At 50.2% G+C, this 24513-nt stretch carries 23 protein-coding genes; 8 read left to right on the plus strand and 15 right to left on the minus strand.

Annotation, left to right across the window (positions count from 1 at the left end):
* Positions 1–124: 124 nt before the first annotated feature.
* From AC5FXQ_RS13240 to AC5FXQ_RS13250, 3 genes are all read left to right on the plus strand, one after another.
* Positions 125–796, plus strand: a complete 672-nt coding sequence (locus AC5FXQ_RS13240) for a hypothetical protein (RefSeq protein ID WP_493602902.1) — start codon at positions 125–127, stop codon at positions 794–796.
* Positions 797–859: 63 nt separating this feature from the next.
* A complete protein-coding gene (locus AC5FXQ_RS13245) occupies positions 860–1390 on the plus strand; it encodes a hypothetical protein (RefSeq protein WP_493602903.1) in 531 nt (176 codons plus the stop codon).
* Positions 1391–1593: 203 nt separating this feature from the next.
* Complete coding sequence (locus AC5FXQ_RS13250; protein WP_493602904.1) at positions 1594–2139, plus strand: SRPBCC family protein; 546 nt, start codon at positions 1594–1596, stop codon at positions 2137–2139.
* 49 nt (positions 2140–2188) lie between these two features.
* Here the strand turns inward: AC5FXQ_RS13250 and AC5FXQ_RS13255 are convergent, their stop codons facing one another.
* The 10 genes from AC5FXQ_RS13255 to AC5FXQ_RS13300 all read right to left on the minus strand — a co-directional run bounded on the left by AC5FXQ_RS13255 (position 2189) and on the right by AC5FXQ_RS13300 (position 13268).
* A complete protein-coding gene (locus tag AC5FXQ_RS13255; protein WP_493602905.1) occupies positions 2189–2659 on the minus strand; it encodes a DUF421 domain-containing protein in 471 nt (156 codons plus the stop codon).
* Between the two features lie 9 nt (positions 2660–2668).
* A complete protein-coding gene (locus AC5FXQ_RS13260; RefSeq protein WP_493602906.1) occupies positions 2669–3172 on the minus strand; it encodes a hypothetical protein in 504 nt (167 codons plus the stop codon).
* Between the two features lie 48 nt (positions 3173–3220).
* On the minus strand, positions 3221–4114 hold the full coding sequence (locus tag AC5FXQ_RS13265) for a hypothetical protein (RefSeq protein ID WP_493602907.1): 894 nt from the start codon (positions 4112–4114) through the stop codon (positions 3221–3223).
* 123 nt (positions 4115–4237) lie between these two features.
* The gene (gene dapA, locus AC5FXQ_RS13270) at positions 4238–5107 is read right to left on the minus strand and encodes a 4-hydroxy-tetrahydrodipicolinate synthase (protein WP_493602908.1); all 870 of its coding nucleotides are present in this window, start codon (positions 5105–5107) and stop codon (positions 4238–4240) included.
* Positions 5108–5355: 248 nt separating this feature from the next.
* Positions 5356–6090: a LytR/AlgR family response regulator transcription factor gene (locus AC5FXQ_RS13275; RefSeq protein WP_493602909.1), complete on the minus strand. Its 735-nt coding sequence runs from the start codon at positions 6088–6090 to the stop codon at positions 5356–5358.
* A 4-nt stretch (positions 6091–6094) separates the two neighbouring features.
* Positions 6095–7108, minus strand: a complete 1014-nt coding sequence (locus tag AC5FXQ_RS13280; protein ID WP_493602910.1) for a sensor histidine kinase — start codon at positions 7106–7108, stop codon at positions 6095–6097.
* A 414-nt stretch (positions 7109–7522) separates the two neighbouring features.
* Complete coding sequence (gene ligA, locus AC5FXQ_RS13285; RefSeq protein WP_493602911.1) at positions 7523–9535, minus strand: NAD-dependent DNA ligase LigA; 2013 nt, start codon at positions 9533–9535, stop codon at positions 7523–7525.
* A gap of 180 nt (positions 9536–9715) precedes the next feature.
* Positions 9716–10216, minus strand: coding sequence for a DUF4920 domain-containing protein (locus AC5FXQ_RS13290; RefSeq protein ID WP_493602912.1), 501 nt, complete (start codon positions 10214–10216; stop codon positions 9716–9718).
* Positions 10217–10338: 122 nt separating this feature from the next.
* Positions 10339–12690: a patatin-like phospholipase family protein gene (locus AC5FXQ_RS13295; protein WP_493602913.1), complete on the minus strand. Its 2352-nt coding sequence runs from the start codon at positions 12688–12690 to the stop codon at positions 10339–10341.
* An 11-nt stretch (positions 12691–12701) separates the two neighbouring features.
* The gene (locus tag AC5FXQ_RS13300; protein WP_493602914.1) at positions 12702–13268 is read right to left on the minus strand and encodes a hypothetical protein; all 567 of its coding nucleotides are present in this window, start codon (positions 13266–13268) and stop codon (positions 12702–12704) included.
* 295 nt (positions 13269–13563) lie between these two features.
* Between AC5FXQ_RS13300 and AC5FXQ_RS13305 the strand changes: the two genes are divergently transcribed.
* Positions 13564–14190 carry a cytochrome c oxidase subunit 3 gene (locus AC5FXQ_RS13305; RefSeq protein ID WP_493602915.1) on the plus strand — a complete coding sequence of 209 codons (627 nt, stop codon included), beginning with the start codon at positions 13564–13566 and terminating at the stop codon, positions 14188–14190.
* Positions 14191–14195: 5 nt separating this feature from the next.
* Here AC5FXQ_RS13305 and AC5FXQ_RS13310 read toward each other — a convergent pair whose 3' ends face one another.
* The gene (locus AC5FXQ_RS13310; protein ID WP_493602916.1) at positions 14196–16385 is read right to left on the minus strand and encodes a T9SS type B sorting domain-containing protein; all 2190 of its coding nucleotides are present in this window, start codon (positions 16383–16385) and stop codon (positions 14196–14198) included.
* A 301-nt stretch (positions 16386–16686) separates the two neighbouring features.
* Between AC5FXQ_RS13310 and AC5FXQ_RS13315 the strand changes: the two genes are divergently transcribed.
* Positions 16687–17154 carry a hypothetical protein gene (locus tag AC5FXQ_RS13315; protein WP_493602917.1) on the plus strand — a complete coding sequence of 156 codons (468 nt, stop codon included), beginning with the start codon at positions 16687–16689 and terminating at the stop codon, positions 17152–17154.
* A 127-nt stretch (positions 17155–17281) separates the two neighbouring features.
* Here AC5FXQ_RS13315 and AC5FXQ_RS13320 read toward each other — a convergent pair whose 3' ends face one another.
* The 3 genes from AC5FXQ_RS13320 to AC5FXQ_RS13330 form a co-directional block, all read right to left on the minus strand.
* On the minus strand, positions 17282–17713 hold the full coding sequence (locus AC5FXQ_RS13320; RefSeq protein WP_493602918.1) for a DUF2147 domain-containing protein: 432 nt from the start codon (positions 17711–17713) through the stop codon (positions 17282–17284).
* A 663-nt stretch (positions 17714–18376) separates the two neighbouring features.
* Entirely contained in the window at positions 18377–18757 is a 381-nt protein-coding gene (locus tag AC5FXQ_RS13325) for a hypothetical protein (protein ID WP_493602919.1), read from the minus strand.
* 95 nt (positions 18758–18852) lie between these two features.
* Positions 18853–19476: a C40 family peptidase gene (locus AC5FXQ_RS13330; RefSeq protein ID WP_493602920.1), complete on the minus strand. Its 624-nt coding sequence runs from the start codon at positions 19474–19476 to the stop codon at positions 18853–18855.
* A 265-nt stretch (positions 19477–19741) separates the two neighbouring features.
* On the opposite strand from AC5FXQ_RS13330, the gene AC5FXQ_RS13335 reads away from it, so the two are divergent.
* The 3 genes from AC5FXQ_RS13335 (at position 19742) to AC5FXQ_RS13345 (ending at position 22909) form a co-directional block, all read left to right on the plus strand.
* Positions 19742–20155 carry a hypothetical protein gene (locus tag AC5FXQ_RS13335; RefSeq protein ID WP_493602921.1) on the plus strand — a complete coding sequence of 138 codons (414 nt, stop codon included), beginning with the start codon at positions 19742–19744 and terminating at the stop codon, positions 20153–20155.
* Positions 20156–20257: 102 nt separating this feature from the next.
* The gene (locus tag AC5FXQ_RS13340) at positions 20258–22060 is read left to right on the plus strand and encodes a M61 family metallopeptidase (RefSeq protein WP_493602922.1); all 1803 of its coding nucleotides are present in this window, start codon (positions 20258–20260) and stop codon (positions 22058–22060) included.
* A gap of 405 nt (positions 22061–22465) precedes the next feature.
* Positions 22466–22909: a hypothetical protein gene (locus tag AC5FXQ_RS13345; protein ID WP_493602923.1), complete on the plus strand. Its 444-nt coding sequence runs from the start codon at positions 22466–22468 to the stop codon at positions 22907–22909.
* Between the two features lie 25 nt (positions 22910–22934).
* Here the strand turns inward: AC5FXQ_RS13345 and AC5FXQ_RS13350 are convergent, their stop codons facing one another.
* Positions 22935–24359 (minus strand): Glu/Leu/Phe/Val family dehydrogenase, encoded by a 1425-nt coding sequence (locus AC5FXQ_RS13350; protein WP_493602924.1) that lies wholly within the window; start codon positions 24357–24359, stop codon positions 22935–22937.
* Positions 24360–24513: the final 154 nt, after the last annotated feature.

The following is a 24513-nucleotide window of genomic DNA, read 5'->3' on the forward strand; positions in this document are numbered from 1 at the left end:
ATCTTGATTGGTATACCCTCTATAAACGCACATTTGGGTTGGGAGTTTACGCAGCGTCCTTAACCCAAAGCAGGGGCGTGCCCGTAAACAGTAGCAATAATGTATGTATTAAAACCACAATGCTATGAGAAACAACAGAGAAGAAAACCGCGACAATCGTAACATGGAGCCACGCTGGGCGCACGGCCATCATCATGGCGAAACCTCAGACCGCGGCAACTATACCGTAGACTCGCACTTCAACAGCGGTTATGGTGAGCAGGAAGACGATTATTATGATACAAGAACTTTCAACACCAACATAGACCATGAATACGGTTCGCGTCAGGGGCGATTTCAGCCGGGCGGTGCGCAGTACAGCGGAGAGGATTTTACCTCACACAACCGCAGAGGGCAGGATAATCCCTATGGTATGAGCTACGTACCCAACGACGACTACAACTCGGGCCGACACTATGACCCCCAGGCCGACTACAGCGACCGCGACTATGATGACATGCGCCGGCAGGGCGACAACTGGACGCGAACCGGCATGCCGGATGAGCGCTTTGGCCACGACGTAGGGCGCGGCGACCGGGATTACAGAGGGCACTCCTCTATGGGTGACTACGAGTCATACCGACGCTATGAGATGGGCAACCGACTGTATGACAACGACTACAGCGGAGGCTTTGCAGGCCGCAACCATACCGAGGGCCGTGAGCACTTTGGTGAGGATAGGTACTACAGCAACATGGACCGCTGGGGACAGAACGACCGCCAGCGCCGCTCCGAAGATCGACACAACCGTCACTAAAAGTTACAATCCTACAGCCGCAGGGGGCGCTCCCCTGCGGCTGTCATTTTAAAAAGTAAAACCATGAGAGATTATAGAGATCAGAATTATGGCGACTTCAGCCGCCAATACCAAGAGGAACATCCGCGCCAGCAGCAGTACCGCGGGGAGCAACGCGACTGGGGCCAAAGACCGGAAGACGAAGGAGCTGGCCGTCAGTACCGTGCCAGGCACGAAGAGCGTGACAGGTTTGAAGGCAACTACCGAGGCAATATGGAGGACTACTACAACACCATGTATGACACCAGCAACTATACTGGCGTGCCGCGGCATGATGAGTATGGACTTCCGTACGGTGCCGAAAATGACCTGGATCGCATCAGCAGGGGCAACCCGAGGTTTGCTGACCCGGATCGCTTTGAGCGGACCCGCTACCGCTACAGCTCGGGCTACAACCCGAACTACGACAATCCGGAGGAAGGCGACCTGTACCGTGACTTCGACAGCCGCGGCAACTATGGCTTCCGCCACGATGCCTCGTATGGCAACGCTGACGAGTTCAGGGACTTTGGCGATGACCACTATGGCTCCCCTGACCGGAGTGGAAGATACTAGCATACAGGCGTTTTAAAAATGCCTTTACTATATTGTATACTTTTTTTCGCCATTGCGTATAAGTGACTATACATTAGTATTGAATTTCCATCTGAGAAAGGCCACAGCGTAACAGCTGTGGTTTTTTTCATTTTCTACGGTATTTTTGAAATTGTATTAAAATTCTTTGAATTGATAAAATTTTACGTTTACCACTCACTTATATGCATGTGTTAAAGTCTTTCCTGTTAGGAGCCGCTACTTTAATCGCCATTTTGGGCGTCATCTCCATTAGTCTGCCCCGCCAGATCCATTTGCAACGTGATATCATCATCAATGCACCTGCCGAAGTGGCTTATGAGCAGCTCAGTGACTTGCGGAATTGGCCTAATTGGCTCCCTGGGCACCATATTGACTCAGGTAAGTCGCTTAGCTATGCCGGCCCACCAATAGGAGCACGCTATAACTGGACCAGCCAGCGACGGGGCATTGGGCAGGGCATCGTGACAATTGTAGCTGCGGAGCCACCCAGCCGACTGGTTACCAACCTCGAGTTTGAAGAAGATGATAAAGCGCATAGCACTTTTGTTTTAGAAGAGACAGAAGAAGGCACAAAACTCACCTGGCACTTTGACAAATACATGGGCGACAACCCGGTTCGTAAGTTCTCGGGTTTGCTGATCGACAGCACGGTGGGAGAGGAGTTTGAGGACGGACTGGAAAACATCAAGAAAGAAGTGGAGGCCAAGTACGTGCTGACCGATAAATAACGTAGGCTGTTGCTGCCGGACCATAACCCCAAGGTATAGCAATTCCAGGCTATACCTTTTCTATTTCCTTCTGCTCCTGCTCTTTCGGGATGATGGTAATCTTACCGTCCTTTTCCAGAATGGCATACTTGATCTGGTCGAGCCGCTCCAGCCCCCGTAGCGCCCGGGCCGACTCCATGATATCTGCCTCGTCCACCCGCACCTTTTTCAGCCGATCGTGCAGCAACTTGCCGTCATCGAGCAGGATCACGGGCACTCCATCCAGTACATTTCCGAACCCCTTATACTTCTGCTTCAGAAGCGAAAGGCTAATGTCGGTCAGCAAGAGCGTGATAATTAATACAAAGCTGTTCATCATGGAGTGGTCTTCGCCAACGAGCGCCTGCTCCGCAGTTTCGGCTATGATTAGGAGGAGCACGAAATCAAATACAGTGGCTTCGTACAAGGTTCTTTTGCCGCTTATCCTGAAAATGATCATCAGGAACACATACAGGACCAATCCTCTGATAACGGTTTCCATAGGGTCGATTTAAGGGTGTATGAACTGTGTGATGGCCACCTGTTTTTCGGCTGTGGAGAAATGCAAAGGCAGGGAGCCCATACCTTTGGGTGTCAGGTAGAAGGTGACAGAAAATGGTTGTTTGGCAGTAGTAAAGCGGTAGGTAATGCCCTGTTCGGTGGTATAGACTTCGGCGGGCTCGGGCACCACCTTGCCTATTTTGAAGTTATCGTAAAAGTCTTTGCTAAGGTGTAGGTTTGTGAGGGAGTCGCTAGTGGAAGGATGCAGCTTCACTTTGATTTCGGCAGGGGCACTGCGTCTGATAAAGCGTTCATATTCTACTTCAAGCCCTTCGGCACTGTCGCCAGCTTTTAAGCTCTGCAGATTACCGATACCACCATCACCGGTAAAGCCGAGCAAGGCAGCCAGTACAAAAATGGCCATCACAACCCATGCTACCCGCTGAACTTTCCAGTTGGTGCTTTCAAGTTGAATATCCTCGTCGATGTCGAGTTCGCCTCTGTGTTTTCTCACGGCTATACCTTGCGTTTGCTTTCGCAGGTATATAACGCTAAGGCAGGTTTATGGTTTTGCTACACTGTCAGGAGGTGCAATCTCGGGATAAGCTTCTGTTTTGAAGTCAGCTACTTTCTTATAAAGTTTCCCTTTTTCGGCGAGTGAAGACAGGAAGAGGGTGACCTTAGAGGTGTTGAAATGATTGGACAGATCAGCCAGCAGATCCGGTATACCGTCGCGGTCTAAGTCGCCGACCCAAAGGAGCACGTAGATGGCACTCTCGAAGTTCTCGTCAGATGCCAACTCCTGCGTGATCTTGCGTCCGTTTTTAGTACCTGCAACTGTCCACTTGTAGTTCTGCAGCGAGTAAGACTCGGAGCCTTCCTGTTGGATGCTGTCGCCTCTGACTGCCAGGGTATAGGTCTTGCCTTTATACCTGAGGTCGATGGCTGTATTGGGCAGAATCACCTGATTCGGGTAACCAACCGTGTCCACTTCACTGGCCTGTAGTTTGGCTATACCTGTCACGAAGAGGAGTGTATTCGGGTGCTCGCCCCGCACTTCACGCCCTGAGCGTACCTGCCGTCCCTTGTCGTAGACCGGATCAAAAAACGTGGTGACCTGCAGACTGCTGGGCTGCAGCCGGAAAACGCTGTCATCCTGCACCAAAGCCATCCAGGGCTTCTGCTCCGCGCCTTGCCATACTTCGTGCTTATGGAAGCGCCCTTCGATCATGATCTTAGCAGCGGTTTTGGGCTCGGGACTCAGACCGGTAGTGTCAGGGGGATAGTGCTGCAATTCGTCGTCGGCGGGCAGTTTGGCTGAGTCAGGTGCCTGCACCAGACTGGTGTCCGTTTCCAGGAGGTGCGTATGATCCGTCTGGTTGGCCTGCGACTGGTCCGGGGAATTGTTGCAGGCCGCCATGCCCAGTGCTAAAAACAGGATCGCAGGTATACGCATTGTGGTAAGGAATTAGAATAGAAGAAAACGAATATAGCGAAAATATCTTTCGGGCAAACAAAAAACAGGAAGGCTGACTGCTGCCAACCTTCCCGTTCTGTATGCTATACCTTGACCCTGAGCTTAAAGATTCTTGTAAAGTCTGTCTTTGAGACCGGAAGAAGCCTCCACCAAAGGAAGACGCACCGCTCCGCCACATACGCCAAAGCGCTCCAGCAAAGCTTTCACACCTACCGGGTTGCCCTCTTCATACATCATCGGGTTGATGTCCACGAAGTCGAATAGCAGGGCAGATGCCTCCTTAAATTGGTTTGACAAGCCCAGGCGGATCATGTTGCTGAATTTCTCCGGGAAGGCATTGGCCAGCACGGAGATCACACCCACGGCTCCGAAGGCGATCATCGGCAGGGTGAGCATGTCGTCGCCGCTGATCAACAGGAAGTCGGCCGGCTTGTGCTTGGCAATATGCAGACACTGCTCCAGGTTGCCGGATGCTTCTTTTATGCCGATAATATTTCTGTGTGCAGCAAGACGCACGGTCGTATCTGGGGCAATGTTGCTGCCCGTACGGCCCGGTACGTTGTATAGGATCACTGGCACCGGACAGGCATCAGCGATCTGGGTATAGTGCTGGTATATACCTTGCTGCGAAGGCTTGTTGTAGTAAGGACTCACCGAGAGCACGGCGGCTATACCTTCCAGATCTGTTTTCCGGATCGTATCGAGTACATGCTGTGTATTGTTGCCACCCAAACCGTATACCAGCGGCACACGACCGTTCACATGCTTCTTCACGAATGCCAGAATCTCGGCTTTTTCCTCGGTTGTAGTGGTTACCGATTCACCTGTGGTACCGTTCACCACGAGGTACTCCACACCACCTTCGATGGTAAAATCAAGCAACTGGCGTAGTCCGTCGAAGTCTACGGCCATGTTGCTGGCAAAAGGGGTTACCAGGGCAACACCCGTTCCTTTTAATGTATCTTGTATCATGCGCTGTTTTTCTAAAGCACGAAGTTCGAACTATCCAGCGGAATCTGCAAGTGTTTCAACGTATCACGACGCAAGTCTCACGTAGCAAGATTTCCGGGAAATACACGAAGGACTGTATGACAAATGACAAAGGACGGCATAAAGACAAAATCACTTTCTGGAATTCTTTTGTCCTTTGTCAAATATTCTTTTGTCCCGCCATGACAGAAGGTCTTGCTACGTGATACGAGATACGTGATTCGAAAAAACTACTGTATATTATTCTCCTCTACCCAATGCAGGAAGTGGTCCTTGTATACCTCACCAATTGGAATTTCCTTATTGCCAATGCGGATGCGGCTTTTCTCGATGCTGTCAATCTTGTGCAGGGCTACGATAAAGGAGCGGTGCACGCGCATGAACTTTGACTCAGGCAGCTTTTCCATAGCCTTGTTCATGCTCAGGAGCGTGATGATCTTGTGGTCTTTGGTCTGGATGATGATGTAGTCCTTCAGACCCTCGATCCAGAGGATGTCAGCAAAGTCGACGCGCACGGTTTTGTAGTCGGCTTTCACGAACATAAAATCCTGCTCGGGTGCATGTGGGGCAGGGGCGGCTGCCGGGGCCTCCGGTGACTTACGGCTGCGCTGCAGGCGTTCCTGCGCTTTGGTCACGGCCTTCAAAAAGCGGTCGTAAGGGATGGGCTTGAGGAGGTAGTCCACGGCGTCGTGATTGAAGCCCTCGAGCGCATAGTTGGGATAGGCTGTCGTGAAGATGATCAGCGGCTGGTGCTTGAGAATGTTCAGAAACTGTATACCGGTGAGTTCAGGCATCTCGATGTCCAGAAACATCAGATCGATCTGCTCTTCCTGTAATACCTGCATGGCCTCCGTGGCGCTGGAGCACGTTTTTACGAGTTTCAAAAAAGGCAGTTTGCTCACATAGCTCTCGATGATATCGAGGGCAAGCGGCTCGTCGTCAACGGCAAGGCAGCGGATAGTCATAGGTTTATTTTTTTGGTTGGAAATACAGTTTCAGCGAAGCAAAAAATGTATCGTCTTTTTCTTCTAAATACAGTTCGTGTCGGTCTGGGTAGAGCAAGTTAAGGCGTTGCTTCAGATTTTGCAAACCAATGCCGCCAAAGTCCCTTTTTTTGTGGCTGCTGCTATTGTTCACCGTCGAGAATTGCAGCCAATCCTCCGTCACGACAAGATTGAGGGTAATGCCCACCACGTTGCGGCTCACGAGTCCGTGCTTGAAGGCATTCTCCACCAGTGTCATCAAGAGCATCGGGGCGATCTGCTTTCCGCTCGGGTCGCCTTCTACGTTCAGGCGGATACTAGTCTGCTCGCGCAGGCGCAGTTTCTGCAGGTCTATAAAGTTCTGAATGTGTTCTACTTCCTTCTCCAGACTCACCAGCGTGTCATTGCTTTCATAGAGCATGTAGCGCATCAGGAGCGAGAGCTTCATGATGGCATCCGGCGTCTCGGGTGATTGTTTGTAAGCCAACGAGTAGATGTTATTGAGCGTGTTAAAGAGGAAGTGCGGATTCACCTGCGACTTCAGGAAATTCAGCTCAGCGGCCAGTTTCTGGTTCTCAAGCTCTTTGTTGCGCCGCTCGTTGCGAATATAGTTGCCGGTTACCTTGAGGGCTGAACTGATGAACACCACGATCAGGCCGGCCAGCACATAATTGAGAATGCGGTCAGAGGAGTAAAGCACCGTCATACCCGGGTTAAACTCCCTAAAAACGTAGAAGTCAAGCGGCGAGCGTACCAGCGCTACAACTGTAAGAGTGAGTAAGACAACTCCCAGGTAGCCGAAAATCTGGTTTCTGGCCAGGAAGCGGGGGATCAGCACATACCAGTTGAGGTAAAAAATCATCATGGCGAAGCTTAATCCTACCAGCGAGTCAACTGCCTTGTTGAAAGTAAGGCCGCGCTGAAACTGAATGTAGAAGATCCAAGCTCCGAAAAACGCCCAGGCTGCCACATGTATGGCTAATTTGTACCGCTTTTTCATGGTAAATGGTGGTAGGGCTATCAAGTTCAAGGCCGTAATGCTAATGGGTGATGAAAGCAAATCTAAACGTAAGTCTGATGCTGAAGTTAAGCAATATTACGGTGCTTCCATATAACCACGAGCCTATACTATACAGAAGGGCAAACAAGCCCTATCAAATCATCAATTTAAAAGATCAAACCAGAAATGGTGAGAAACGGTTGTTTGTATATCCTTTTCAGCCGTTCGTCTATTTCATTTTTATTTGTCCTACTAAATGGCTCCATTTGTAACATAACCCCGGCTGTTATGCTGTGTTGGGGAGACGGGCTTAGCGGCCTGTACCAGAGTTTAATTGTTTTTATTGTTTGTTTGTAAATTAATAAGCGCCGGCCTCTTGTAGACCGGCGCTTATTTTTTGCAGAGGTTTTATAGTTAGTGACTTAACATACCTAAAAACTCATCTTCAGAGAGGATGGTAATGCCGAGCTTGTTCGCTTTCTCGAGTTTGGAAGGGCCCATTTTGTCGCCAGCCACGAGGTAGGAGAGTTTTGCTGAGATGGAGCTGACCACCTTGCCGCCATGGCTGACGATGATGCGCTGCAACTCGTCGCGGCTCACGCTTTCAAACACACCCGATATCACAAAGGTCTTGCCCTCCAACTTATCGCTTTCCATCTCAGGCGCAGTGTTCTCGGACTTGAACTGCAGACCAGCTGCCTTCAGACGCTCGATCAGTTCCTGGTGCTCAGGTCTGCTGAAGTACTGCAACAGCGACTGCGCAATGCGATCACCGATCTCGTTCACAGCGATCAGCTCTTCGTACATCGCACCTCGCAGCGCTTCGATGTCCGGGAATTGCTCAGCCAGTTTTTTGGCCACGGTGCTGCCCACGTAGCGTATACCCAGCGCAAACAACACGCGGTCGTAAGGTGTCTGCTTCGACTTCTCCAGACTATTGAGGATGTTATTGGCTGATTTCTCACCCATGCGCTCCAGGTTTACCAGCTGCTCAAAGGTTATGTCGTACAAGTCAGCCACATTGTGCACAAATCCCGCCTTGTACAGCTGTTCGATGGTTTTAGGGCCGAGCTCGTCGATGTTCATGGCTTTGCGGGAGATGAAGTGCTCCAACTTAGCCTGAATCTGCGGTGCACAGCCTTCCTCGTTCGGACAGTAAAAGTTCGCCTCACCTTCGGTACGCACCAGTTCGGAGCCGCAAGCCGGGCAGTGCGTCGGGTAAAGAATCGGCAGGGAATCGGCAGGGCGCTTGCTGAAGTCCACGCCCGTGATCTTCGGTATAATTTCCCCGCCTTTTTCTACGTGCACAATGTCGCCAAGGCGCAGGTCAAGGCGCTGTATCTCGTTGGCATTGTGTACCGAGGCACGCTTTACCACCGTTCCGGCCAATAGCACGGGCTCCATGATGGCTACAGGGGTCACGGCCCCGGTTCGGCCGATCTGGTACTGTATTTCAAGCAGGCGGCTTACGGCACTCATAGCTGGATACTTATAAGCGATCGCCCAACGTGGGCTCTTGGCGGTATAGCCCAGTTCTTCCTGCAGGGCATAACTGTTCACTTTCACCACCACACCGTCTGTGGCGATCGGCAATTCATGGCGTTTCTGCTCCCACTCGTTGATGTAGTCCAGTACGGTGTCGATGGAGCTGCACTTGCGCCAGGTATCCGATACCTTGAAGCCCCATTTCTGGATGGCCTGCAGACTTTCGGAGTGCGTGTCAAACGGACTAGGCGAGCTCATGAAGCCATAGGAGAAACAACCCAGTTTACGGCTGGCCACGATCGCTGAGTCCTGCTGCTTGAGCGTGCCGGAGGCGGCGTTGCGGGGGTTAGCCAAAAGCTGTTCGCCGGCTTCTTCGCGGTCGGCATTCAGCTGCTCAAACACCTGAAGTGGCATGAACACTTCGCCGCGCACCTCAAAGCTTTCCGGGAAGCCACTGCCGTGTACCTGCAGCGGAATGTCGCGGATTGTGCGCACATTGGCCGTGATGTCATCACCCCGGGTACCGTCGCCGCGGGTGGCGCCCTGTACAAACTCACCGTTCTCGTAAGTGAGGCTGATGGCCACGCCATCGAACTTCTGCTCACACACATATTCCACCTCGTCACCTACGATCTTCCGCACCCGCTTGTCAAACTCCCGCAGGTCTTCCTCGGAGTAGGTGTTGCTCAGCGAGAGCATCGGGTACTTGTGGTATACTGTCTTGAAGCTCTTGGTGATGGTGCCGCCAACCCGCTGGGTTGGGGAGTTGGGCTGCCGCAGTTCCGGGTGCTGCTGCTCCAGTTGCTGCAGCCGCTCCAGCATCATGTCAAATTCGTAGTCAGTGACTTCAGAAATGCTGTTCTGGTAATATTGGTAGTTGAGGTAATTTATGCGTTGGGTGAGCTCCTGAATCTCAGTAGCCGGATCTTGTGCTAAGGCCATAGGGTATTTCTGTTTGGTCTGTAAAAATAGAGAACCGGGCGCAGGCTGCCAAGTGCCACCGGCTTTAAAATCTTAAAGCCGGTGGCACTTGGCAGCCCAGGTATAAGGTATACAGCAAGGTATAAAAAAAGCGGCTGCTCCGGAAGAACAGCCGCTCAGGTATAGTTATAGCGTAATCGCCTATTTCAATTTCACGCCGTCGGCCACAAAGCGCAGCTCTTCTCTTGGCTGGGTAATAGCGGCAATCTCCTCAGCTGACTTGCCTGCGTCCTCGGCAAAGTGGCGCTGGTCATCTACTGAGATCACTTCATGCTTGGCTATACCTGTAAATACAGCCGTTTTGCCTGACAGGTCCTCAACAGGCAGGAAAAAACCGTAGTCGCGGAACGTTACTTTCATCGTGCTGCCATCTTCCAGCTTCACATCCATCCAGCATCCTTTTGACTGGCAGCTCTGCACGATCTCAGCGGCAACGGTAGCCTGTATGGAGTCGTTCCCACTAACAGCCTGCTGCAGTTGACCCGCTGAAAGCACGTTGTCTTCCGTGAATGAAGCGCCATAGGTATTCGCCTCCGTTTCGGCAGCAGCTGTGGTGGTTTCCTGACCTTCGTTGGTCGTGTTGGTCTGAGAGCAGGCCTGCAGTGCGGCAACTGCGAATAGTAGTGCAAATAGTTTTTTCATACAGGTATGGGTTGGTTGTAATTGCCAAATATAGAGATTATTGGGTAAGTGGGAAAGAGCTGTAAACCATTCCTTCCCAAAAGCAGATTCACCTGCCTGAACGGTTAGGCTCTCCACTCAAACTATTCTAACGCTCTGTTCTGAAACAGCAGAAAACCGAGGTGAAACAGCACGCCCCATTCCTTCGTCTTGTCATTGTAGTAATTCAGGCTCAGCGCAGCAGGGCCCAGAATGCCATGGTAAACGACAGCTGCCGTGGCGGCCACACCCGTACCTGTGAGTTTCTTTCCATAGTACGCCTGCTGGTCACTGTCCTGAAGAATTGGCCGGTAGGGCTGAAATACATAACCTTCGGTGCGGGCCTCCAGCCTTGGGGTGATCAGGTATACATACTGCAGACCTCCCGCCACAAACTCATGAGCCCTGAACCGATCCAGAAACAGGGTACGGCTGTCAGACAGTGGATGGAAGGCCGGCGCTGTGGTCAGGGTAGAGCGGTAGTTGCTGAAGAAAGGCTGGGTCGAGATCACGCCCTCCAGTCTGTATCCGATACGATGACTACCATTGCCCGCAAAGTCCTCAAAAAGCAAGCGACCGTAGAACCAGCTATGATCTGCTGAGAGCTCCTGTGAAGCATTGGCAGTAGAGCCGGGGCTATACTTTTCAGTAGCGCTGACCAGCCGGCCTGTGGCCGTGAACATACGCCCGCCCGAGGGGTACTGCTTGCGGTTAAGCCCGCCACGCCTGAAAGTGGCGCTTGCTGTCATGCCGCTGGTTGCCGTTCGGTCGAGCGTGTCAGAACGCTGTATTTCGAGGCGGTTGCTATACCTGTCTATATGCTGCGCATAGGCTGCACTCAGTACCAGCTTGCCTTTGTAGGTATTGGTAAAACCCAGATTAAGGGCAAAGTTGCGATCGGTTTGTTCCAGCAGTGGCAGGTTGTTGCGCTCCAACAGCAAACCCGTGGTGGACAGAAAATTCCAGTGATTGTAAGTAAAGGCAGGCTCCACATAATAAGGCAAGCTGGCAGGTACGTCAATGCGCGTCCGCAGTTGGGCTCCCTGGTAGAATCTGCCGGTCTGAAAACTTCCGGCAAAGGTATAGAGCTGCCGACCGAGCACACTGTATTCCAGACCGGCATATATGTTGTCTATCGGACGGGAAGCCAGGACGCCTCCCAAAGCTATTTTTAAACCATCTTCCTTTTTTACGTTGAGGAGCAGGTCATAGGTCTTAGCCTTGTTGTCATAGCGCATGGTCGGGTAGAGGTTGCGGAAGTTATCAATGGCAGCCAGACGGAAATAGCCGGTTTTCACTTCCTGCATAGTATAGCCGTTTTCCTGGGAACTTCTGAAGAAGCGCTCCACAAAGCCCTGTTGGTTTCTTTTCAGGCCTTGTATTTCGACACTTCGGAAGGCGTGGGGCTGAAACCCGCTTCTGAATTTCTCCCGCTTTGCGCCGAGTTCCTCAGGACTTACCCTGCGTTTTATTTTCCGAAGTATCTGCTCCATATTCGTGTTCGCCTCCTTATAACCCGCTGCGAAGAAATCCTCTACATTTTTAAAATCAAGCGAAGTCAGGTTGCCCAGTTCAGGCTGCAGGTAGATGTCCTTTTCATGCAGCGCCGTAGAGTCGGAATTCGACATCATGGCGTAGAGCAAGGTATAGGCCAGGTCAAAGTCATCTTTGTCGTAAGGATACTCGCTATAGGTTTTAGAGGATACGTTCACCCCTATGATGATATCCGGGTTGAAGTCATTTCGGGCTACATCCACGGGAAAGTTATTATACAGCCCGCCATCAAAGAGCAGGCGCTTCTCTATCCGGATAGGCTTGTAGAACAATGGCACCGTGAGGGTGGCCCGAACGGCATCGGCGAGCTGTCCTTTTCGCAGAATCACTTGCTGCTGGGTGAAGATATCGGCCGCAACGCAGCGGTAAGGCACCATAAGCTTGTCGAAGTCGTAACCGGCACGGGCAGCAGGCTGGGAGAGAAGCTGCGCCAGGGCAAAATTGAGTGAGGCGTCGTTGACGAGATTGGAGGTCAGCTTGGCCTGAAAAGCCGAGTCGAGTGCTACGTGCAGTTTGAGCAGGGCGGGGTTTGGGTCCGGGGAGGCAAAGTTATAGGTATAGTTCTGCTCCGGCTTGCCCGTAGCCCAGGCCTGAAAAGCTTCAGTGTGAATCAGGTATTCGATCTCAGAAGGAGAGTAGCCCGCTGCATAGAGCGCTCCTACAATTCCGCCCATGGAAGTGCCGACAATATAATCGATCGGGATGTTGTTTTCTTCCAGCGCCTTTAGCACACCCACGTGCGCTATACCTTTGGCCCCACCACCACTTAGCACCAGCCCTACTTTTTGGGCATAGCTGACTGTGGACCCACCTAGCAGCAGGCCAAATAGCAGCAGGTATAGAAGGGTGTTTTTATATACCTGCATCACGGTTTGGTGGCGGGCAGCCTGCATTGGGTGCATGGCAATTTATTTTAGCGGTTTCCAAGGTCAGCCCAACGGGCACTTTGTATCGTGAACAGCATGCGTCCCGTCAGCCTGGACGTGTAGCGGGCGGGCACACGCAGGCGCAGGTCCTGCAGCATCAGCTCAAAACTAGTACTGAAGGTGATCATATTACGATCAGGCGTGAAGGTGACCGGAACGACTATTTCTTTGATGATTCCTTGTATGTTGATAAATACTCTACTGTTCAATGTCTGCCGGTTTCGGTTGCCGGCATTGATCTGCTCGATCGGCGCTTCTATTTCAATATATAAGTCCGGGTAGCGGGATGCAAAAAAGATGTCCTGCACCATGGTTACCGGGCTGGAGTCATTGGCCGGAAGCAGGTTCTCGATAGGCAAAAGGCACTCGAGTTTACGGGTATTCTGATCGTAGCGCACCAGCATTTTATTGGACTGGAAATCGTAGGTGTTACTTTCTCCTTCCAGACTCACTTGCATGCTGTTATTAGCTGTATAGGGTATACGGTGTTGCTGCGCCCATGCCGATGCGGTAATAGATAGGATACAAAGTATAAACAGTAGAAATTTGGTCATAAAGGAGCTTGATGTAACATGTACTCCTGCTAACGCAAAACAGCCAAGAAAGGTAAAGCGGTAGTTAAGGTTTGGTACGGGTATTTTTAAGAAATCAGGCTAAATGATTTCTTGCACAGGTCAAACTTAGTTTAGATCGCGAATAACACCGTGAAATCTTATTTTTTGTGAAGCATTTTCAAAACTATAAACCACTCTAGATGGTATATAGAAATAGACAAATTACCCTTCATCCAAATTGAAAAGAGGAGGCCCGCAGCCATAAGTCGGGAATGCTCGGGGGATATGACTCGACATGAACCAGGATAGAAAGAATAAGGTAGACGCACGCCAGGGCTCAGCATTTGGCAAGATAGAGCATCTGCACCCGATACGGATGTTGCTATACCTGAGTATGGTTGGTATTGGCGTGCTATTCTTTGTGCTGGTGGTGGCTTTTGTTCGGACGGGCGGTTTCGGCAGTGAACAATTCTCTCTTCCTAAGTTTTTCAGCGTCAGCACACTGCTTTTGCTTTTCAGCAGCTACACCATCAGCAAAGTTCCCCGCATATACAAGAAGGATAAACTCCGGAAAATGACCCGTTTCCTGGCCGGTACCTTTCTTTTGGGAGTGGCCTTTATCGGTGCCCAGATATTGGGCTGGCGTGAGCTTACTGTCTCCGGTGCCTACTTTACCGGCAAAGCCTCGGGCAGTTACCTATACCTGATCACGGCACTGCACCTGCTGCACCTGCTGGGCGGTATGATCTTCCTTGCTTTTCTGCTCATCAAGACTGCTCACATGGCAAGTGATGGTGTACGCAGCCTCATCTTTATCCGCGACCCGTACCGCCGACTGCAGCTCTCGATGCTCAACACCTACTGGCACTTCCTGGGCGCGCTCTGGCTCACGCTATACCTGGTTATTCTCTTTATGACCTGATTGCACTAACGCACCAGCGTCACAGAGCCTCTGAACTTATCAGCCCCGTAGTCGATCACGTAGTAGTATACCCCGTCGTTCACGTCCTTGCCGTCCCACTTAAAGTTGTGCGCCGTGCTGGCGAACACCTCTTTGCCCCAGCGATTGTAAATGCGGATGTGCTGAAAGGCGCTCGTGCACACGTCTGCCGGCATGCCCGGAATCTCAAAAAAGTCATTTAGACCGTCATCATTTGGCGTGAAGATGTTGGGCGGTATAAAAGTTTTATAATCCGGCACTTTCACTTTAAACTCCATGGTGATCAGCTGCAGAGGGGAGGGTGCACAGGCATCTTCCTGCAAGATGAAATCAACCCGTAAAACACCCTGCTGGAAAGCATCACAGTTCGCTACCCAGTTAAACTTGCCCGTAGCAGCGCCCAGCCCGCCTGTAGACGTAAAGGTCATCCCCATTTTGTCTAGGTCAAAGTTCTCGCCACGTGCCAGCATGCTGAGCAAATGCCCATCCAGGTCAGTACCGTTAAAATTAGCCTCGAAAGGTTCATTCAGGTCCACCTCAAACACCAATACCTGTTTATCAGTTGTCAGCACCGGTATCTGATTCGGGTAGTCTGTTCGCACTTCTATGACCTCTGTTCGCGTTAACTCTTCGCCGCATACCATGGACGTCGCCGTGAATTCGATCTGATAGGAGTCCTGCCGGAGCGTTTCGCAGTCTATCTGCCAGTTAAACGGTGACTGTACCTGCCCGAGCCCACTGCTGCTCTGGAAGTTGATTGGTAGGGTATTCATATCAAAGTTCAGTCCCTTGGCTGAGATGGTTACCTCGTCGTTGTCGGCGTCAAACCCGAGTACGTTGAAGTCAATCACATCGCCTTCCATCACAGTGAAGAGCCGGTCAGGGTGAGAGAGTTGAATCGAGGGTGGTTCGTTAGGTATAGGGTCAATGACAAAGCTTACCTGTAGTGTATCCTGCCTTGGCAGACTGCAGCCATTGTCTTTCACGATCAGGTTGAGTTTATACACCTGCCCCTCTGTATCAAAGCATTCATCAAAGCAAACGGTCGCATTGAGCGACTCCTGCCCGCCCGGTCCGTTTACGACTCCACTGGTAGTGCCTGAGAAGGTATACAGGTCGCTGCTGAAGTTCACTGGCCGAGCATAGAGCGTAATTCTGGAATTAGGATCCGGATCCGTAAACTCTACGTTAAGGCAGCGGGCGTCAGTCGGGCTGATCCGGATCACATCTCCTCGCTTATAATTGGTTGTTTGACCGTTTACCCTGGCCTGCACGGCAGGGCTCTCATTCCGGGGGCAGTCTTTCACTAGCAGCTGAAAGTCACGTCGCACTTCCCCGATCTTCACACCGTCGCGATACTCCTGCACGCGCACCGCGAATACAAAGAGGCCAATGCGATCCGGGCGTACCGTCAGTCGTCCCGTTTGCTTTTCAATGATGATAGGCGGGGAGCCCTGTATCTGGTTTTCGCGGTTATACCCAGGCAGCCACTTGACTTCGGGGTATGGAGCAGGCCGTGCTATCGGGGCCGCATTGGTTGGGTCTGCAGTGGCAAATCCGTTGAGCGGGGTTACCATGTCATACACCAATGAGTCACCATCGGCGTCTGTGCCGCTAAAGTCGTAGTAGAACAGCTCGTTGGCGCAGGCATAGTCACTAAGCGGAGGGAACAGGCGGGGAGAAGAGTTGACAAACTGGGAGCCATTTCTCGTTACGGGCGGAAACTCCATGTAGAATACCTGTCCCGCTGCGTCCGGCATCACAATGTTATTGATCGTGCGGTTGCGGCAGCAGCGCTCCCAGGCCATATAATAGCCCTGCGGACTGTTAAACATATTGGGAGACAATACGACATCCTGGGAGTAAACAATGCGGCGTGTACGCAATTCCCCGATTGTACAGGCTATATCGGTATAGTTCACGAAAGTGTCGCTGCGCAGGGGCAGCTGCACATCCATCATAAAACGGTTGTTCTGCTTATCAAAAATCCGGATATTGGCTGAAGGGTCCCGTGCGCCCGGTGTACCATTTACATCGTCAAAGTAAAGGTTCATCGTGATGCGGTAGGTATAGCCTGAGCGATGCTCTATTTCCAGTTCACCACCTACTATGTGCGAGGCAATGGCCTGCAGACTCACCATCAAGAGGCACATCAAAAGAAGTAAAGCATGTTTCATGAATAGAGGCGTTTTGGGATTCCTGGTAAATTCCGGCGACACAGAACCAGTAGTGCGGTATAAGTTACAGGAAATCCTGAAACTTCCCTATCCGGACTGTAATTTTTATAGCAACTGCACCCAACATTCACATACTTTTTGCGTTATAGGGCTTCTGGGAATCAACTTAATATTGCAATTGCGAGTCAGAATATTACTGTTTATACGTAATCAAAACAATCCATGTCAATTAGAGTTATAAGCAGATAAAGAAATTTTGGCACCCTTCAAAACAGATCGTTTACCGGATAATGTAGATACCATGATGACGCTAACACAAGAACTTGAACTGAAGAAAAAACTGCTGCAGGAGTCAACCAAGATGTTAAACATGCAGATACAGGCAGCGAAAGAAGCCATGGATGAGGCGCAGGAAAGTGCCAATGAGCATCACGGTGCCATCGAAGATAAATTTGAATCATTCAGGGAAGCCTGTCAGATTCAGCGTGATATGTATGCTCGGCAGCTTGATGAATTGATCACCACGATGGGCGTGCTCAAGAAGTTGAATTCAACAAAGGAGAACAAGGAAGTATCGTTCGGAGCGGTGGTGATGACTGAGCTACAGAACTACTTCATAGGGGTGAGCCTGGGTGAGATCAAGGTAGACGGAGAGTCTTTTTACGCTATCTCGGGTATGTCGCCGCTTTACAAGGCTATGGCCGGCAAAACCAGTGGCGAAAGCTTTGTTTTCCGCGACAAAACCTACAAAGTGCTGCAGGTATTTTAACCTTGCCCATCAATACAGCAAACCTTTTGCCTAAAAAGGGAGTTTAATAAAGCAGTAAAGGGTTGAAAACAAAAAAGGTTGGCTTTAGGGCCAACCTTTTTTGCATTATATGAAAATGTCGTGATACTTATTCTACACGAGTCCAGTTCTGTGTTCTGCCGATAAGAGAAATGCCGATGTAGCCTTTTACTTCCATTTTGTCTTTACCAGTCATTTTCATGTAGCAGGAATACGTTTTGCCACTTTCCGGGTCATAGATTGTGCCATCGTCCCACTTATTGTTGCCATCGTACTTAAAGTCCTTCATGAACACCATGCCTTGCAGTGGACGGTTGCGCAACTTTTTGTCCGGATTGTTTTCGTCCAGTTTCGGTTTGCCGTTTCTGAGCGGCTCCTTCAGTTGCACGATCTTACCATACAGTTTGTCGCCTGACTGGTAAATCTCAAAGCGAGCTTTGCCTTCTTCATTGGTCCAGATGCCAACAGGAGAAAGTTTCTGTGCCCATGCCAAGGTTGAAAAGAGCATAAGGGCAACAAGGGTTAGCAGGTGTTTTTTCATGATTTGGGTTTTGTTTGATAAGATTAGTAACGAAATATAGAGAAAATAATTCATTTTTCAACTAAAGGGCGATGCCGGTCGATTTTTTTACACAGGACAGTGCAGCTTTCATTTATTTGAAGGTAGAATGACAACAGGTGTTAAATTTTCATAAACCCGGTCGCAGCCTGTTTTTATTTTGCACCGACTTCATTCTGAGTGACTTAAAAACATAGTATGCAATTAGCAAGCCAGCATACAGAAGCAGGAAAGAAAGTATGATAAAATAAGTGCTGAACCTTGTGAACTTATCAGCGTTATTTTAACTTTATACTATCAGTTAAGCGGCGAGTGCTGCGGCTTTGCGTATGACTGCCACGAGCAGCGGCGCATGGTTTATGTCGGACTAAAGAGAAAGGAGGTGCTATGTCTAATCCATCAGTCGTCTTAGTAAGCCTTGGTAATAGTGTTCACCTTAACAGTGAGCTGGCTTAGTAAGCAGTGAGTATCTACTGCTTACGCAGTAAATATTACCTTTGGTCTTCAGTGATGGTGCTGCTGCAAAACAGGGCGCCGCTTGTTAAGATTTGAAGGATTCTTAAAGCGCTTGGTGTAACTTGACGGGCTACACCAGGCGCTTTTTCTTTTTCTATGCCTACAAACCAGTAAGTAGGAAACCAAAGCCTACAGATCGTCTTTGTAGATCGTGTTGTCGCGCAGCCGACGTTCCTTTAAAAAAGAAGCCACATAAGACAGTACCGCCAAAAAGCAGCTGATACCCATTAGCAGGATCAGGATGTGCTTGCTGTCCCACACGAAGTTGTCCGGGTCGATGCGCAGGATGAGCAGAAAGCCTGCCAGCAGCGTAAGTGCCGAAACAGTGTGAAATACAAAACGGTTGTGACGCTTTAAATGATAGGTGGTGGCAAGCAGCAGGATGCCAAACACTGGTGCTACTAAAGCCAGCAGCGGTCGGGAAGGTGAAAGAAAGTATACTGCCAGTCCGGCGAGAATCAGTACCAGTGCGTTGATGGAGTTGGCTATGTAGGGATGCACCATATTCATTTCTTTTTAGATGAAATTTGCCCGGCCGGCTAATGCCAGTCGGGCTATATAGTGTATCTTACGTAACTACAGGTAATTTATGTTTGACATATGCCTTACAGCACACGCCTGATACCCAGAAAGCGTCTATCATATCCTGTACCTTCTACCTTGCTGATCTTAACGCCGCCATTAGAGGAGGAGTGTACAAAACTGATTGTATCGCCGGGCTCAGAGATCACGATGCCGACGTGACCAGGTTCGCGTACCTGCGGGTTTGTACCCGTAAATACTACCAGATCGCCCGGGCGGGCCTCGTGACGCGTTACAGGTATACCATCCTCTGACTGTGTGGTAGAAGAGCGCGTAACCGGCACTCCGAATTCCTGGTAGACATGCGAAGTGAAACCAGAGCAGTCAAAGCCACTGTCGCTCGTGCCGCCATACACATAAGGCGTTCCCATCAAGGTCAGGGCATAGGCAATAAGAGAGTCAGTGGGAGTTGTGCCACTGGCATCTACCCAGGCCAGATCAGCGTTATCAGTACCGGACTCAGCAACCGTACCCCGATTTTTTGAGTTGACCGGTTGGGCTGCAGGTTCTGATTTATCTGTTTTCAGGCGGGCAAAGCGCACTGAAGCTGTTTCCTGTGAAGGAGAGGCTGCCTGATCGGTACCTGCTGATAACAGTATCAACAGCAGTACGACAGGGGCAAGCATTAGGGCAATCATCTTTTTCATAGCGATAGGGTTTAGGTTTAGTAACAATTACTATGGGAATATCGTGCCAGACTGGTCAACGTTAGCTGGCATCATGCCGAAATCACCAGGTTCTCATCTCCGGAACAGGCCAATTCAGTAAGTTTTAACAGGCATTTCATAGCCGTTCGTCAGTTTATTTTGTCTATTCATAGAAAATTTCATTAAAATGAAATTAATATGGTATAATTATGTTATATTTTGGTATAAAATCTATATTTTTGCAAGTGATTTAAAACCAGATAGGATGGAATTGTATAAGTCGGGCACCTGTGGAGTAAGCTTTGTGGCAGATCGATTGGAGGTACTGTACAACCGTACAATGCAGGCAGACGAGTTCAGAGAAGGATTGCTTACGGCATTGCGTTTTGCTATGGAGCATCAAGTGAAGCAGTGGCTGTTCGACCTGCGCAACATCGGCAAGCTAAGTGAGCAGGAGGAGACCTGGCTACAGGTGCAACTCTTCCCCCAGATCATGATGCATCTTGGCACAGGAAATTATGTAGCCCTGGTAGTGGACGAAAACTGCTACCATGATATGATCAAAGAATCCGGCCTGCTAGGACTGAAAAGCTACAATTCCTTTATCATCATGAATACCTTTTGCAACTTGCAGGATGCCATCAATTGGCTGGACCACCGCCAGTCAGAATGCGCCTGAGCACCAGGATTACGCTCAACCTGAACCTTGCGGATTTTGAAAAGCAGGCTTTTTATCGTAAAATGCCGGAAAGCTTTTAAATCATCAACCCATCTATTCCGCATGTTTCATCCTAAGCAATCTGTTTTATTCCTTTTCCTATCCTGTTTTTTCTTTTTCCTGACCACCCTGTCGACACTTGCCGCTGACCTGCGCTATACCTTGTCGATGTCCGAGCCGCATACCCACTATTTTGAGGTAGAGGTAGAGCTGAGTGGTGCCCGGAAAAACTACATTGACTATAAAATGCCCGTATGGGCTCCCGGCTCGTACCTGGTGCGTGAGTTCGCCAAGAACGTGGAGGGCTTCAACGCCACCGACAAATCGGGCAAAACACTGCGCCACGAGAAGATAGACAAAAACACCTGGCGTGTATACAGCAACAAAGCTGATGCCGTGCGTGTGCGCTACAAAGTGTATGCCTACGAGATGAGCGTGCGCACCAGCTTCCTGGATGCTTCGCATGGCTACGTAAACGGTACGAGCGTATTTATGTACCCGGAGGGCTACCAGAAGCAGCAGGGCACTTTGGTGGTACAGCCTTATAAGGACTGGAAGACCGTGTCTACCGGCCTGAAGAGCACCGGCAACTTTACCTATACCTTCCCTGATTACGACATCCTGGCCGACTCCCCACTGGAGATAGGCAACCACGAAGTGCTCCGTTTTGAAGCAGGCGGCGTTCCGCACGAAGTAGCCATGTACGGTGAGGGTAATTACCAGCCTGAGCGCCTGTTGGCAGATATGAAGAAGGTGGTGGAAGAGTGCATCAGTCTGATGGGCGAGCTGCCCGTTGACCGCTATGTGTTCATCGTGCACAACCTGCACCGCGGTGGTGGCGGATTGGAGCACCTGAACTCCACCACATTGCAGGCAAGCCGCTGGAACTATGGCACCGAGCAGGGCTATACCGGTTTTATGGCGCTGGTAGCGCATGAGTACTTCCACCTCTGGAATGTGAAGCGCCTGCGTCCGGCTCCGCTTGGGCCATTCGATTATGATAAGGAAAACTACACCCGCCTGCTGTGGGTGTCGGAGGGCATCACCAGCTATTACGATGATCTGCTTACCAAGCGCGCCGGCCTGATGGGCACAGACCGCTATCTGGATGTAGTGGCTGGCAGCATTAACTCGGTGGAGAATACACCGGGCAACCAGGTGCAGACGGTGGCCGAATCCAGCTTCGATGCCTGGATCAAGTATTACCGGCGCAACGAAAACACAAACAATGCCGAGGTATCTTACTATACCAAAGGCGGCGTGATCGGGCACCTGCTGAACATGGAGATCATGAAGAACACCAAGGGCGACAAGAGCCTGGACGATGTGATGCGCTACATGTATGACCGCTACTATAAGAAGCTGAACCGCGGCTTCACGGAGCAGGAGTTCAAGGAGGCGCTGGAGCGTTTTGCCGGTCGCAAGCTGGACGATTTCTTCCAGAACTACGTGCACGGCACCAAGACTCCGGACTATAACCGCTATTTCGAAGCCGCCGGGCTAAGGCTTGTTAACCAGAACGAGGGAGTACTCAACCTGAACTGGGGAGCCGGTACGGCAGTGGAGAATGGCCGCACTATTGTGAAAACCGTGGCCCGTGGCAGCAGCACCTGGGAGGGAGGCCTGAACGTGAATGACGAGCTCATTGCTATTGACGGATACAGAGTCGAAAGCGACATTTCTCCCCTGATCAGCGGGCGCACGATCGGTGATAAAGTGCCGGTGACAGTTGTGCGCGACGGCAAACTGCTGGAGTTGCAGATTCCGATTGTGGCAGACAAGAGCGTGCGCTACCGCTTTGAGCGGGTTGAGAAACCAACCGCAGTGCAACAGAAAATCTACACGAAGTGGCTGAAGCTGCAATAATGATCATGTAAACAAAGCAGAAGGTCGGCTCTTTCATCAAGAGCCGACCTTCTGCTTTAGCGGAGAGGTTAATTTATCTCAGCCTTACAGGAACAACTTAAGATTCAGCTTCGGATACAGGCATTTAGCCTAAAGCTGATATGTATTTGCTCTTTGGGTACTATTAAAAAGATTTGTCTAAAAAGACACTTGTACTAATTATCTAAATGCTAATACACTAGAATTGTGATAAGCTTGTAAGAATTTGATCTTAAGTAATAGGGTGTTAAATATTGGACAGTTTTCTATTCAGAAGCCTGGTACCCAATTGGATTGGTTTATAACTTTTGCTAAACAGTATTTGTGCAAAAATAAAATATATACTATATTTCGAATATAAACACCAGAAACCAAGCGGTTTGCCTTATGGTCATCAGTGATTCGTCCTATGCTCTTGCTACTTATCTGAAGGAAGCAGGTGTGCTTTGTATCAGCTGGAAATTGAAGCCAGACACAGAGCAGTTTAGAAATCTATACTGGCAGGTGCTGCAGTTTGTGAAAACCAGCCCCAAGATCTGCTATTACAGTACAGACATATCACGCATTGGTCCTTTTGATGCAGAGCAGGAAATCTGGCTAAGCCGTGAGTATTACCCACAAGTATCGGATATTATTGGGGAGGACATCTACGCGGCCGTAATCTTTTCAGAAGGCCACTTTAAGGCACTAGTTAACAACTACATTGCCTCACAGCTGTTACCGGTGCATGATTTCATTCACTTCAACTATTTCACTGACAAGTCTGAGGCAATGGACTGGCTCCTATATATGCAAAAAGGTCAGGACCTTGCCATGGTAGCAAAATCCTGACCCTTCCAGTTGGTTCTCTTACCCATCAAGGGAAAATACCAAGCGCTTCGTAGCTCACCCCGATTTTTTCGATGGCTGTCAGGAAAGCAGCTGCTCGCATGTCGTGTATGTCCTTTTTGTTCATGACGCCCCTGATCTCATGATAGGCGTTGATCATGGTATCCTCCAGACCGGAACGCACCAGGCTAATCTCGTCTGAACCCTGTATAAGCATGGTACGTTCATGGGAAGTCAGGCTTTTACCGGAAGCGCTCTCGATCGCATTGACGAGTCGTCTGTGGCTGGCTTCCTCGGCACGTTTTCCCATACGCCCGAAACGTACATTCGACAGGTTTTTGAGCCACTCAAAGTAGGATACGGTCACACCGCCTGCGTTTATGTAGAGGTCAGGTATAATGATGATTCCTTTTTCAAGCAAGATCTTTTCAGCATCACGGGTGACAGGGCCATTGGCACCTTCCGCAACTATTTTCGCTTTGATGCGGGCTGCGTTGCCGGCATGTATCTGGTTTTCCAGGGCGGCCGGAATCAGGATGTCACACTCTTCTTCCAGCAGCTCAACTGAATTCTCAAAGTTCTTGCACTGCCCAAAGTCCAGGATAGAGCCTGTTTCGCTGCGATGCTTGAAAGCCTCCGCCACGTCTATGCCGTTGGAGTTGTAAATACCGCCTTCACGCTCCGCTATACCTATAATGATGGCACCGTCCTGCTGGCAGAAGTGGGCGGCATTGTAGCCTACGTTGCCCAGCCCCTGCACAATAACACGCTTGCCCTCCATAGTATTGCCTTCTATACCTGCCTTTTTCATGTACTCGGTATCGCTCAGGGCTTCGCGTATGCCATAGAACACTCCCAGACCGGTAGCTTCTGCCCGGCCACGTATGCCGCCCTGGCCCACAGGCTTACCGGTTACGCATCCCAGCGCATTGGTTTCGCCATACTTCAATGCCTGGTAGGTGTCTGCAATCCAGGCCATCTCGCGGCTACCTGTGCCGTAGTCAGGAGCCGGTACGTCCATGCCTGGCCCAATCAGGTTTTTCTTGATAAGTTCAGCTGCGTAACGGCGTGTTACTTTCTCGAGTGTTTTGACAGAACTGGTGCGAGGGTTGATTTTCACACCACCCTTGGCACCCCCAAAAGGCACATCCACCACCGCGCATTTAAACGTCATCAGCGTTGCAAGCGCCTTCACCTCATCCTCGTCTACCTGCATGCTAAATCGGATACCCCCTTTAGACGGAAGTTTGTGGTGGCTATGCTGTACTCTGATGCCTTCGATAACTTCTACACGGCCATCGATCTCAATCGGAAAAGACACTTTATATACACTGTTGCAAGTCTTGATCTGTGCCAGAATACCAGGGTCAAGCTTTGAATAACTGGCAGCGTGATCGAAGAACTGGTGCACGCTTTCCAGAAATTTTTTGCCTTCATTTTGGGTGTTTGCCATAGGAGTATATCTTTTTTTGGTGAATGCATTAAATGAGTTTAGAACGTCTGCCGGGGTAAATTGTTTGCTTGCGGGCTTTTGTTTCGGAAACCGACTTAAGTTAAGGAAAAAATATTTAGCAGATTAGAGACTTGCCAATAAGCTAGTTAAGTTG

This window comes from Pontibacter sp. LHS1 (genome assembly GCF_058932855.1).